Origin of the sequence: Microbispora hainanensis, assembly GCF_006874475.1 — a bacterium.
Taxonomy (GTDB): Bacteria; Actinomycetota; Actinomycetes; order Streptosporangiales; family Streptosporangiaceae; genus Microbispora; species Microbispora hainanensis.
Window position 1 is genome coordinate 109,716 of record NZ_VIRM01000013.1, and the last position, 12,544, is coordinate 122,259.

11 protein-coding genes are annotated in these 12,544 nt (G+C 72.7%); 9 read left to right on the top strand and 2 right to left on the bottom strand.

Annotation, left to right across the window (positions count from 1 at the left end; translation table 11 throughout):
• Positions 1-188 precede the first annotated feature (188 nt).
• Both FLX08_RS13420 and FLX08_RS13425 read left to right on the top strand, forming a co-directional pair.
• Positions 189-902: a response regulator transcription factor gene (locus FLX08_RS13420; protein ID WP_142619159.1), complete on the top strand. Its 714-nt coding sequence runs from the start codon at positions 189-191 to the stop codon at positions 900-902.
• Positions 899-2,014, top strand: a complete 1,116-nt coding sequence (locus FLX08_RS13425; RefSeq protein WP_142619160.1) for a sensor histidine kinase — start codon at positions 899-901, stop codon at positions 2,012-2,014. The genes FLX08_RS13420 and FLX08_RS13425 overlap by 4 nt, the downstream gene beginning before the upstream one ends.
• A 190-nt stretch (positions 2,015-2,204) precedes the next feature.
• Here FLX08_RS13425 and FLX08_RS13430 read toward each other — a convergent pair whose 3' ends face one another.
• Positions 2,205-2,642: a hypothetical protein gene (locus FLX08_RS13430; protein WP_244312613.1), complete on the bottom strand. Its 438-nt coding sequence runs from the start codon at positions 2,640-2,642 to the stop codon at positions 2,205-2,207.
• Between the two features lie 224 nt (positions 2,643-2,866).
• Between FLX08_RS13430 and FLX08_RS13435 the strand changes: the two genes are divergently transcribed.
• From FLX08_RS13435 to serS, 7 genes are all read left to right on the top strand, one after another.
• Positions 2,867-3,217 (top strand): STAS domain-containing protein, encoded by a 351-nt coding sequence (locus FLX08_RS13435; protein ID WP_030511009.1) that lies wholly within the window; start codon positions 2,867-2,869, stop codon positions 3,215-3,217.
• A 4-nt stretch (positions 3,218-3,221) separates the two neighbouring features.
• Entirely contained in the window at positions 3,222-3,968 is a 747-nt protein-coding gene (locus FLX08_RS13440; RefSeq protein ID WP_142619161.1) for a glycosyltransferase, read from the top strand.
• A gap of 155 nt (positions 3,969-4,123) precedes the next feature.
• Positions 4,124-5,584, top strand: a complete 1,461-nt coding sequence (gene mptB, locus FLX08_RS13445) for a polyprenol phosphomannose-dependent alpha 1,6 mannosyltransferase MptB (RefSeq protein WP_244312614.1) — start codon at positions 4,124-4,126, stop codon at positions 5,582-5,584.
• Positions 5,585-7,630: 2,046 nt separating this feature from the next.
• On the top strand, positions 7,631-8,944 hold the full coding sequence (locus FLX08_RS13450; RefSeq protein WP_142619162.1) for a glycosyltransferase 87 family protein: 1,314 nt from the start codon (positions 7,631-7,633) through the stop codon (positions 8,942-8,944).
• A 22-nt stretch (positions 8,945-8,966) separates the two neighbouring features.
• Positions 8,967-9,383 (top strand): DUF4446 family protein, encoded by a 417-nt coding sequence (locus FLX08_RS13455; protein WP_142619163.1) that lies wholly within the window; start codon positions 8,967-8,969, stop codon positions 9,381-9,383.
• A gap of 238 nt (positions 9,384-9,621) precedes the next feature.
• The gene (pheA, locus tag FLX08_RS13460; protein WP_142619164.1) at positions 9,622-10,542 is read left to right on the top strand and encodes a prephenate dehydratase; all 921 of its coding nucleotides are present in this window, start codon (positions 9,622-9,624) and stop codon (positions 10,540-10,542) included.
• A gap of 38 nt (positions 10,543-10,580) precedes the next feature.
• On the top strand, positions 10,581-11,846 hold the full coding sequence (serS, locus tag FLX08_RS13465) for a serine--tRNA ligase (protein ID WP_142619165.1): 1,266 nt from the start codon (positions 10,581-10,583) through the stop codon (positions 11,844-11,846).
• A gap of 322 nt (positions 11,847-12,168) precedes the next feature.
• On the opposite strand, the gene FLX08_RS13470 is transcribed toward serS, so the two are convergent.
• Positions 12,169-12,372: a cold-shock protein gene (locus FLX08_RS13470; protein ID WP_030511000.1), complete on the bottom strand. Its 204-nt coding sequence runs from the start codon at positions 12,370-12,372 to the stop codon at positions 12,169-12,171.
• Positions 12,373-12,544: the final 172 nt, after the last annotated feature.

The following is a 12,544-nucleotide window of genomic DNA, read 5'->3' on the forward strand; positions in this document are numbered from 1 at the left end:
TCACGTGAATCATCGCGTTCGGCCAGGGTTCGGCCGGAGCTTCGGCGGGGTTCGGCGGCGAACGGCGCGACTGGTCGCGCGGCCGGTTTTCACGAGGCGTCGGCCGGCGGTGGCGAGACGGCCGGCCGGTTCTTACGAGACGGTGACGTGGCTCGGCCGGGTGGCCCGGCGGACGTACCGTTGATGGCGTGCCTGCCCCGAAGACTCCCCAGAATCCCGCCCGTGTCCTCGTGGTGGACGACGACCCCACCGTCGCCGAGGTGGTGGCCCGTTATCTGGAGCGGGACGGGCACGAGGTCGAGTGTGTGGGCGACGGGGCCGAGGCGCTGCGGCGGGCCCTGGCCGACCCGCCCGACCTGATGGTGCTCGACCTGATGCTGCCCAAGCTCGACGGCCTGCAGGTCTGCCGCAAGCTGCGGGAGCGGTGGCCCGTCCCGGTGATCATGCTGACCGCCCTCGGGGAGGAGATGGACCGGGTGGTCGGCCTGGAGACCGGCGCCGACGACTACGTGGCGAAGCCGTTCAGTCCGCGCGAGCTGGCGCTGCGGGTGCAGTCCGTGCTGCGGCGGGCCCGCGGCGCGCTGGTGCCCACGGGCACCGGCGTGCTGCGCGACGGCGACCTCGTGGTGGACGTCGGCGCCCACGAGGTGCGCCTGGGCGGAAAGGAGATCACGCTGACCGCCCGGGAGTTCGACCTGCTCGTCTACCTGCTGCGCAACCCGCGTCAGGCGTTCAGCCGTACGGCCCTGCTCGATCAGGTCTGGGGCTGGTCGTTCGGCGACTCCTCCACAGTGACGGTCCACGTGCGCAGGCTGCGAGAGAAGATCGAGGACGACCCCACCGACCCGCGCAGGATCGTCACGGTCTGGGGCGTCGGCTACCGCTACGAGCCCCTGCCATGATCGTTCAGATCGTCGCGGTCGCCGCCGGGCTCGGCCTCGTCATCGCGGCCCTCGGCCTGGCGCTGCTGCGGGTGCTGCGCCGCCGGTCCATCGGCGTGATGCTCGCGGTCGTCGCGGCCGTGACGGTCGCCGCGACGCTGGCCGGGGTGGTCGCCATCACCCTCGCCATGATCATCGACGGGGGGCCGAAGAACATCGTGCTCAGCGTCGTCGCCATCGGCGGCCTGGTGGGCCTCGGCGTCGCGCTGGTGAACGCCCGCACCGTGGTGCGCGCCAGCAGGAGCCTCGTCGGCGCGCTGGAGAGCGTGCCGCCCTCCGGCCGGTTCACCCCGCCGCCCGCGCCGCTCCCCGCCGAGCTGCAGAAGATCAGCACCGCTCTTGAGCAGGCGTACGAGCGGCTGCGGCTGGGGCACGAGCGCGAGCGGGCGCTGGAGAGCGCGCGGCGCGAGCTGGTCGCGTGGGTGAGTCACGACCTGCGTACTCCCCTCGCGGGCATGCGGGCGATGGTGGAGGCCCTGGAGGACGGGGTGGCCGACGACCCCGAGACCGTCAAGCGCTACCACGTCCAGATAAGGGTGGAGGTCGACCGGCTCGCCGGGATGGTGGAGGACCTGTTCGAGCTGTCGCGCATCCACGCGGGCACGTTGCGGCCCAGGCTCACCCGCACAGGGCTCGGCGACCTGGTCGCGGACACCCTCGCCGCCGTCGAACCGCTGGCCCGCGCCGAGGGCGTGCACCTGACCGGCGAGGCCGACCCGCGCGTCCCGGTGCACGCGGACGCGGGGCAGCTCGGCCGGGCCGTACGCAACCTGGTGGTGAACGCCATCCGGCACACGCCCGCGGGGGGAACGGTCGACGTGCGGGCGGTCGCGGAGGGGACGACCGCCCGCCTGTCCGTTCTGGACGGCTGCGGAGGCATCCCGGAGGCCGACCTTCCCCGGGTCTTCGACGTGGCGTTCCGGGGCGAGGCGGCGCGGACGCCCGGGCCCGACGGCGGCGCCGGGCTCGGCCTCGCGATCGCGCGCGGCATCGTGGAGGCCCACGACGGCGAGATCGGCGTGGTCAACGAGGGGCCCGGCTGCGTGTTCACGATCACGCTGCCCCTGGCCTGACGGCCTGACGGCCTGCCGCGCGCCGGCGGCGTGCTGGAGTTCGGCCGCGCCTGCCCCGTCACGGCGCGGCGCGGTCCGGCTTGGTGCGGTCCGGCTTGGTGCGGTGCGGTGCGGTGCGGCTTGGTCCGGCGCCGTCCGGCTTCGTGTGGCTTCGTGTGGCTTGGTGCGGCGCGGGGCCCGGCCGTCCAGGTCACACCTCGGTCTGGTGCTCCAGCTGGCCGCGCCAGGAGGGGACGTCGGGCGCGGCCTCCCGCTGGCGCGGGGCGAACGCCTCCGCCATGGCCCGGAACGTGGGGCACGGCCAGCGCCACATGCAGCTCCGGCACCGCAGGATCGGATTGGCCGGGTCGCTGGAGATGCCGCCCGCGTCCCTGGGCTGGTGCAGATCGAGCAGCCGGAGGCCGAGCTCGGAGAAGCTCAGCAGCTCCTCGCGCGCGTCGGCGAGGAAATCGAGGTCCTCCGCGGCCAGCCGGGCGCTGACCGGGACGTACCCCTCGCGGTTGACCAGGCCGCGCAGCGGCTCGGCCGCGTCGCGCCACGACGAGGCCTTCTCCGTGCGCACTTGGATGGTCTCCAGATGCTCGCGCAGCACGCGCCGCTGTGGATCCTCGGGAATCTCACTGTTCATCTGATCTCGGGCCCGCTGTGCTCGGCGCCCGCCCTCCTTTGCGAAGTGACGACCAAGACGCGGAGGTTCCGGGCCCTCCATCCGGCGACGCCGGTGTCGCATAGCGTCAAGCTTCGCGCACTCCGCGTTTACATGGGGCCGGAATCGGGGACAAAGGGCGGACGACTCTTCGATGAATCCGATGGAGCGTGACCCGGGGCCGGGACGACGCTAGTGTGCGCCTCGTGGAGCTCAAAGTCGCGACGCAATCCCACGCCGGTCAGGCCGTCATGGCCGTCTTCGGCGAAATCGACCTATATACCGCGCCCCGTCTGCAGGCGGAGTTCACCCGCCTGCTGGAGACCGGGCCCGACCGGGTGGTCATCGACATGTCCGGAGTCGAGTTCTGCGACTCCACGGGCATGAACGTGCTGCTGTCGGCGCTCAAGCGGCTGCGCGAGCGGGGCGGCACGCTGGAGGTGGCGGCGCCGAGACCGGCGGTACGCAAGATCCTCCAGGTCACGGGCCTGGACTCGGTGTTCACCGTGCACGACACGGTGCCCGCCGACCTGCTCACGGCCGAGCATCAGGGCTAGGCGCATGGGGGAGATGGCAGTGCCCGAGCCGGACACCGCGGTGGTGATCCCGGCGAAGGACGAGGCCGATCGGATCGGCGCCACCGTGACCGCCGCCCTGAAGCTGCCCGGCGTGGATCTCGTGGTCGTGGTCGACGACGGCTCGTCCGACGAGACCGGCCGGGTGGCCAGGGCGGCGGGCGCCCGGGTCGTACGGCACAGCCGCAACCGGGGCAAGGCGGCGGCGATGGAGAGCGGCGCCGAGGCCGTACGCCTCCTGGACGAGGACCATCCCCGGCACCTGCTGTTCCTCGACGCCGACCTGGGCGAGACGGCGGCGGCGGCCCTCCCTCTCATCGAGCCGGTGCGCTCCGGTGAGGCCGACATGACCATCGCGAAGTTCGCGACCAGGGTGAAGCTCGGCGGGCACGGCATCGTCGTACGGGTGGCCCGCGACGGGATCAAGAGGCTCACCGGCTGGGAGGCCACCCAGCCGCTCAACGGGCAGCGGTGTCTCACCCGGGCGGCCTTCGAGGCGGCCCGGCCACTCGCCCACGGCTTCGGCGTCGAGACCGGCATGACCGTCGACCTGCTCAGGAAGGGCTTCCGGGTGGTCGAGGCCGAGGTCGAGATGTCGCACCGCGCGACCGGCACCGACTGGCGCTCCCAGTTGCACAGGGCCAAGCAGCTCCGCGACGTCGGCCTGGCCCTCGCCGCCCGCGAGCCCGCCCTGGACCAGGCGCGCACCGCCCTCCGCTCGCCGCGCCGCTGAACCCCTGCCGCTGAGCCCCTGCTGCCGGGCCCCTGCTGCTGAGCCCTTGCTGCCAGGCCCCTGCTGCCAGGCCCCTGCTGTTGCGCCCTGCCGCGGCCCGGCGGCCGCGAGGTGAGCCCGCACGCGTCGCCGGGCCGGTGTGGTGGAATTCTCGGGTGGATTCGCGGGGGCGCGCACGGATCGCCGCCCGGCTGGCCCCGGCCGCCGGCGGTTTGTCGATCGTCCTCACGATCACGATCGGCGTCCTCGGGCCGTCGGCGATGGTCCCCTACCTCCCCGGACCGTCGTGGCAGCCCCCCTACTCGCTCGATCTCGCACCCGGCGGTCATCTCGTCATCGCGCTGGCCGCCGCCGCGCTCCTCCTCGGCACGGCCGGCCTGGCCCTCGGCCTCGCGTACCCCGGCCGGATGCCCCGGGCGCGCACGCTTGTCGTCGCCGGGTGCGCCGCCGCCGCGGTCCTCGCGTTCCTGCCGCCCTCCGGGTCGGCCGACCACCTCAACTACGCGGCGTACGGCCGGATGGCGGCCCTCGGTGACGACCCGTACGCGACCGTGCCCGCCGACCTGCCCGCCGATCCGGTCATCGGCAGGGTCGAGGAGTGGCGGAACACCCCCAGCCTGTACGGCCCGGTCGCGACGGCCGTACAAGCGCTGGCGAGCCACGTCGGGGGCGACTCGGTCCGGCTGACGGTCTTCGTGATGGCCCTGGTCAACGCCGCCGCGTTCGTCGCCGTCGGCCTGATCCTCCACCGCGCCACCGCGGGCGACCCCGTACGGCAGCGCCGCGCGGCCCTGCTGTGGACGGTCAACCCGCTGCTCGTCTACGAGCTGGTGGCCGGCATGCACCTCGACACCGTGGCGATCGCGTTCGTCCTGGCGGGGCTGGTCGCCCGCCGGGGCGTGCTGCTCGGGCTGGGCATCGCGGTCAAGGCGACCGTGGGCGTGGTCGCGCTGGGCACGGCGTGGGAGCTGCGCCGCAGCCCCCGGCGGCTCGCCCTGGTCGCCGGGCTGGCGGCGCTGACCGTGCTCGTGGCCTACCTGCTGGCCGGGCCGCACTCGCTCGACCAGTTGCTGAACGCCAGCAAGTCGGTCTCGCTCGCCACGCCGTGGAAGCTGGTCCAAAGGGCGCTCCAGGGAGTGTTCGGGCCGGGGGCCTACCGGGCGTGGATCCAGGCCGGGTCGCTGCTCCTGCTGGCCGCGCTGGCCTTCTTCCTCCTGCGTGGCCGCCCCGCCGCCGGCCGCGAGGGACCGGTGGTGGCCCTGGCCGTCGCCGTGGCCTGGCTGTTCGCCACGCCGTACGCGCTGCCCTGGTATGACGGGCTGGGCTTCGCGCTGCTGGCCCTGGTCGCCTGGCCGGGCCTGGAGGCGTTCCTGGTCGCCCGGCTCGCCGTGCTCTCGCTGGCCTACCTGCCCGCGCGCCAGGCGGATCAGCCGGGCGACCTTGGGTGGCTCGTCGACGTGGTCAGGGGCTGGGTGGCGCCGTCGCTCCTGCTGGCGCTGACGATCGCGCTGCTGTGGTGGGCGGCGCGGTCTGCAGCGCGTGTACGGACGCCGCCAGCGCCAGCGGCACCGCGACCGTCAGGGCCATCGCCGGGATCGCGATCCCCGAGTCGTTGATCAGGAACCCGGCGAACGCCGCGGTCAGCGCGCCGAACAGCCCGGCCCGCAACTGCGGCGCCCGCTCGTAGGCCAGGCTCAGCGCGGGCGCGCCCCACCGGGACGGCCGGGCCAGCACGAGGAACAGGAACGCCACCGCGACCAGCGAGAGCAGCGTCAGCGGGAGATTGCCCAGTGTGTGGAGCATCGCCCCGAGCTTGCGCCCGACGACCGAGCCGCCCTCGCCGCTGATGATCTGCTGGACGAACGCCCCGAGGTGGGTGCGCCGGTCGGCGGGGCGCAGCCAGTCGGCCACAGCGATCAGCGCGATGAGCGCGACCCCCGCCACGGCGATCAGCCCGAGCCGGACGACCGACACCCGCCTGCCGGTGACCATCAGCACGCACACCGCCACGCCGAGGACGAACGACGGCACCCCGCCGAAGTCCGCGCCCCACGTCGGCCAGCCGTCCCCGGCGATCGCGAGCAGGCCGTACGCCACGCAGACCACCACGGCGAGCCTCGGCCGGCGGCGCAGCGCCCAGGCGACGGCCGCCAGGAGCAGGATCGTGCCGGTCGAATAGACGGCGAAGGCCATGTTGCCGAAGCCGTAGAACCTGCCGCCGGTCACCGGCTCGTAGCCGGCCACCGCGTTCACCTGCAGCCGCGAGCCCGTCACGACGTCGGCGAGGAGCGCGAGCGAGCTGATCCCGGCGACCACGGCGGGCGGCCCCAGCACGTGGCGGCGCCACGGCCCGGCGTACGCGAACCCGGCCACCAGGACGGCGAAGCCGAGGATCGTGCCGAGCAGGGCGGGCATCGGGTGGGCGAAGCCCCACCACGGCACGAGCTGCGCCAGGAAGATCGACACCGGGAGCGCGCCGCTGACCGTCGCGACGACCCGCGTGGTCGTCGGCATCCGCCGATAGCGCCTGATCACGAGCGCGGCCAGGCCGTAGAAGAGCAGTTGTGCGGCGACCAGCGTGATGAAGAAGGGCTCCCTGACCTCCCTGAGCACCTGGCTCGCCAGGTCGGCGTCGGCCAGCTCGGTCACCGAGGGCGCACCGCCGTCCCCGGACCACGCCCTGCCGACCGCGCCCTCGGGCGTGGGGAGGCCGAGCTGGTGGGTGACGGTCGTCGTGACGTCAGTGATCGTGACCAGCGCCCGCTGCCGGGTCGAGGCGGCGGTCAGCGACCCGTGCCCGTACGGCCCGCCGGAGGCGATCGCGACGTGCAGGTGGGCGACGGCCCCTTCGCCGAGGCCGGGCGAGTCGGACAGCCCCGCCACGAGCACGGTCGAACCGGCGGGCACCCTGGCGAGCACCTCGGCGACGGTCCTGTCGGCCGCGCTCACGGCCGCCCGCCGGGCCTGGCCTCGCGGGTCGTCGGCCCTGGCCTTGGCCATCTCCCCCGCCTCGGCGACCACGAGGGCGTACGGCGTGAGGTCGGGCAGCGCGGCGGGAGACGCGGCGTACGTCGCGACCCTGCCGGAACGGTCGGCGGCGGCCAGGGCGGCCCCCGGGCCGATGGCCGCGATCTTGCCCCCGCCGGCGGTCACGGTGTCGGCGAGGAGCCCGAGCCGGGCCTTGAAGGGTCCGGCCTGCTGCACGGCGACCAGCTCCGACCAGTTCGGGATCGTCGCCGCGCCGCCGGCGGCCGCGACGGGCTCGGGAACGGGCCCGCAGCCGGGGCCGGGAACTCCCGCCCGCTGGCCCGCGGAGACCGTCAGCCAGCCGGCGGCCGGGCAGGTGACCGGCAGCCCCTCGGGAGGGACCGCCCTCGTGGACAGCGACGCGCTGGAGCCGCGGGCGGTCAGCCCCCACAGCGCGGGAGTCAGCCGCGGGTCGAGGTCGTCCCAGCGGAGGCCGGGCACCCCGATCACCACGACCCGGCCCGTCACCGGGGCGGCCTGCCGTACGGCCGACGCGGGGGCGACGGGCAGGACGAGGGCCGCCACGACGAGCACCAGGATCGACGCGAGGAGCCTCGCGGGCCTGCCACGCACTGTTCCGCGCTCCCTCATGATCGATAATGGTGCGGACACGGTCCACGGTAGCCTGCCTGGTCATGACGACTGGCCGGATAGCCGGGGCCCGGCGGCCCGCCTGGGCGTGGGCGCTCGCCCTGGTGGCGCCGGCCGCCGCGGCGTCGCCGCTCATCGCCTACTGGCTGACCAATCCCGAGGACCAGCGTCTGGTGGACCTGGACGTCTACCGTACGGGCGGCTGGGCACTGCTGCAGGGCCTGCCCGTCTACGACGTGATCACGCCGGCTCCTCAGCTGCTGCCGTTCACCTATCCGCCGGTGGCCGCGATGCTTGCGGTGCCGCTCGCCATGATGTCGTGGCCGGTCGCGCAGTGGGTGTGGACGGCCGCCCTCGTCGCCGTGCTCGCCGTGACGGTCCGGCACGCCTTCCGCGCCTTCCTGGACGGCGTACGCGACGCCTCCTCGGACGGCGTACGGCGAGCCTTCCTGCGCGGACCCCTGGCCGCGCCGCTGCTGTTCGCCGCGCTGTGCGTCGCGTGCACCTATCTCATGCCGATCAGGGACCAGTTCAGGTTCGGCCAGGTGGACCTGTTCCTCCTGGCGTTGTGCCTGCTCGACTGTGTGGCGCGCAGGCCGTGGTGGCCGCGCGGCATGCTGATCGGCCTCGCCACGGCGGTGAAGCTCACCCCCGGGGTGTTCCTCGTCTACCTGGCCATCACCGCCTTCCCCGCCCGGGAGGGGGACACAAGGCAGCGCCACGGAAGCACAGCGCAGCGGCAGGCCCTGTTCATGGCGGTGTTCACGGCGGCCCTGCTCACGCTGCTGCCGTTCCTGGTGATGTTCGACGACGCCCGGGACTTCTGGTTCGGGGCGCTGCTCGACTCCGAGCGGCTGGGCGCCAACGCCGCCACGACCAACCAGTCGCTGCGCGGCATGCTGCTGCGGCTCTACCTGCCCGGCTGGCTGACCACGGTGCTCTGGCTCGCCGCCGTCGCCGTGATCGGCTGGTACGGCTTCCGCCGCGCCCGCCGGGCACACCTGGACGGCGACGTGACGACCGCGGTGGCGCTCACCGGGCTCATGGCGGTGCTGCTCTCGCCGGTGGCCTGGATCCACCACATCGCCTGGGTCGTGGTCGTGCTCGCGGCCCTCGCCGGGTCGGGGCGCGACCGGGTCAGGCTGCTGGTCGCGGCGGGCGTGTGGCTCTACTACGTGCTGCCCATCCCGTGGTGGGGGGTGACCTTGAAGGCACTGGAGATCCCCGTGTTCAGCCCGGTCGTGGGCAAGATCGTGCAGAACGCCTTCGGGCTCGGCGCGATCGGCCTGGTCTGGCTCCTCGGCTCCTGGCTGCCCCGGCGACGGGCGGCTGTCGCCGTTCCCACTGCGGCGAGTTGACCAAAACATTACGCTCGGTGCCGTGCTGGTTACCGTTGTGGAGATAGTGGCTGCGCTGGCGGGGGTGACCGGCGTGGCCGTCGGCCTGATCGCGCTGCGCGCCGCCCGCCGTTCCGTGGGGGTGTGCCTGGACGCCCTCGACCGGCGGGCCGCCGACGGGCCCGTGGACAGCAGGGCCATCCGCGACGTGGCGCTCTATCGCTATGACGCGCTCGACGAGATGACCGGCAGGCTGTCGTTCTCGCTCGCGCTCATCAACGGCTTCGGCGACGGCGTCGTGCTGACGTCGATCAACGGACGCACCGAGACCCGCACGTACGCCCGTGCCGTACGCGGGGGGAAGGGACTGCAGCCGCTGTCACCGGAGGAGGAGCACGCCGTGCGGGCCGCCAGGCTCGGCATCGGGCCGGAGGTCGAGCCGCAACGCCTTCCCCGCTGAGCGGCCGGGCCGGGGGTCGAGCGCAACGCCTTCCCCGCTGAGCGGCCGGGCCGGGGGTCGAGCGCAACGCCTTCCCCGCTGAGCGGCCGGGGACTCCAGTGCTTGCCTCGCTGAGCAGCCGGAGACCCCGGTGCTTGCCCCCTGAGCAGGCGGGACGGCGGGTTCATGGGCGAAAGCCTGTAACCGCAGGGGTGTCTTCGCATCTCTGTCACGCCTACCTGTGGATACCCTTGAGGACATGTCGAAGCTCGCGTACCTGGGGCCTCAGGGCACCTTCTGTGAGGCGGCCCTGCGACTCCTGGAGCCGGATGCCGAGCGCCTGCCCTGCGCCAACGTGGGAGCCGCGCTCGACGCCGCCCGCGACGGCGAGGCCGACGGCGCGGTGGTCCCTCTTGAGAACTCGGTGGAGGGGGCGATCACGCAGACCCTCGACGAGCTGGCCGGGGGGAGGCCGCTCCACATCACCGGCGAGTGGCTGCTTCCGGTCGAGTTCTCCCTGCTGGTGCGGCCCGGCACCGAGCTGGCCCAGATCAAGCGGGTCATCACCCACCCGGCGGCGCACACCCAGTGCCGTGGGTTCATCGAGCGCGAGATGCCCGGCGCCGTGGTGATCGCGGCCTCGTCGACGGCCGCCGCCGCGCAGGAGGTCGCCTCTCCCGAGTCTCCGTACGACGCGGCGATCAGCCCGGCGATCGCCGGGGAATACTACGGGCTCGACGCTATCGCCTCGAACATCGGCGACCGCTCCGACACCGTCACCCGGTTCATCAAGGTGAACCGCCCCGGCCGTCTGCCCGCGCCCACCGGCGCCGACCGCACCTCGCTCGTGGCCTTCCTGCGCGACGACCACCCGGGCGCGCTGCTGGAGATGCTGAGCGAGTTCGCGGTGCGCGGGGTCAACCTGACCCGCATCGAGTCGCGCCCCACCGGCGACGGCATCGGCCGCTACTTCTTCCACTTCGACTTCGAGGGTCACATCGCCGACGCCCGGGTCGGGGAGGCCGTCTCCGGTCTCCACCGGCTCTGCGACGATCTGCGTTTCCTCGGCAGTTATCCGCGGGCCGACCGGGTTGTGACGCAGGTCAAGGCGGGTACGGGGGACGCCGACTTCGCCGAGGCCGCGGAATGGCTCGGAAAGATCCGCGCCGGGCTCGCTTGACGGGCGGGAGCCGCACCGGCTCCGGTAGCCTTTGAGCCGTGATTGACCTGCGTACCCTTCGTGAGGACCCTGACCGGCTCCGGGCGTCGCAGCGCGTCCGCGGCGAGGACGACTCGGTCGTGGAGACCCTGCTGTCGCTCGACGAGCGCCGCCGTTCCGCGCTCAACACCTTCGAGTCGCTGCGCGCCGAGCAGAAGAGCATCGGCAAGTCGGTGTCCCGCGCGTCCGGGGACGAGCGCCAGGCGCTGCTCGACCGTGCGAAGGAACTGGCCGCGCAGGTGAAGGCGGCCGAGACCGAGGCCGCCGCGCTGGCGAGCGAGCTCGACGAGCTGCTCATGACCGTCCCCAACATCGTCGAAGAGGGCGCGCCCTCCGGCGGCGAGGACGACTACGTCGTGCTTGAGGAGGTCGGCGAGAAGCCGGTCTTCGACTTCGAGCCCCGCGACCACGTCGAGCTGGGCGAACTGCTCGGCGCGATCGACACCGAGCGCGGGGCGAAGGTGTCCGGCGCCCGGTTCTTCTTCCTCAAGGGCGTCGGCGCGCGGCTGCAGCTCGGGCTGCTCAACATGGCGATCCAGCAGGCCGTCGAGGCCGGCTTCACGCCGATGATCACGCCCGTGCTGGTCAAGCCCGAGGCGATGGCCGGCACCGGCTTCCTCGGCGCCCACGCGAGCGAGGTCTACCGGCTGGAGGCCGACGACCTCTACCTCGTCGGCACCAGCGAGGTGCCGCTGGCGGCCTACCACTCGGACGAGATCCTCGACCGGGCGGCACTGCCGATGCGGTACGCCGGGTGGTCGTCCTGCTTCCGGCGCGAGGCCGGGTCGTACGGCAAGGACACCCGGGGCATCATCCGCGTCCACCAGTTCGACAAGGTGGAGATGTTCTCCTACTGCCGTCCGGAGGAGGCGCACGAGGAGCACCTGCGGCTCCTCGCCTGGGAGAAGGAGATGCTGGAGAAGGTCGAGATCCCCTACCGCGTGATCGACGTGGCGGGCGGCGACCTCGGCTCGTCGGCGGCGCGCAAGTACGACTGCGAGGGCTGGGTGCCCACGCAGGGCCGCTACCGCGAGCTGACCTCGACCTCCAACTGCACCGACTATCAGGCCCGCCGGCTGAAGGTGCGCTACCGCGACGAGGAGGGCAGGCCGCAGCACGTGGCCACCCTCAACGGCACGCTGGCGACCACCCGCTGGATCGTGGCGATCCTGGAGAACCACCAGCAGGCCGACGGCTCGGTGATCGTGCCCAAGGCGCTGCGGCCCTACGTCGGGCTCGACGTTCTGGAGCCGCTGTCCCGCTAGACCCATCGATCGAAGGCCTCCGTACGTGTCACGTACGGAGGTCTTCGTGTCTCATGACGACGTTCTGCGGCAGGGTTCCCGCGGTGACCGGGCAGCGGACCATTGTCCGGCATTAGTGCAATCTGCAACCTTTGACGGGCGGATCGTCAGATGTGATGTAAATCTCTCAGTTCGGACGAGATCCGAGGGCCGAGAAGGGCTCCGGCATGAAACTTTCATGCACGCCGGTCTGCGGGAGTCTGCTCGCGTGCTTATGGCCGGAGACCCCGGGCATGCGAAAGGCGGGGCTCGCCAGCGCGAACCCCGCCTTCATCAAGTCAGGTCAGATGCCCCGGACGTTCGACGCCTGCGGACCCTTCGGACCCGCGATGACCTCGAACTCGACCCGCTGGCCGTCTTCGAGGTTGCGGTAGCCGCTGCCCGTGATCGCGGAGAAGTGCACGAACACGTCGGGCTCGCCGCCGTCCGGTGCGATGAAGCCGAAGCCCTTCTCAGCGTTGAACCACTTGACGGTTCCCTGAGCCATTACTGCTCTCCCTAAGGAAGTGAATCTTGGGGACCACACCTCGTGGACCCCGGGTGTGTCGCACAGCTCCCCGGGTGGCTCATACAGTCAAACTGGTTTTCGCTACGGGAACAGCTAATACAACGCCTTCACATCTAACACTATGTAGCCCGTTGGTGTTCCACGTCCGGGC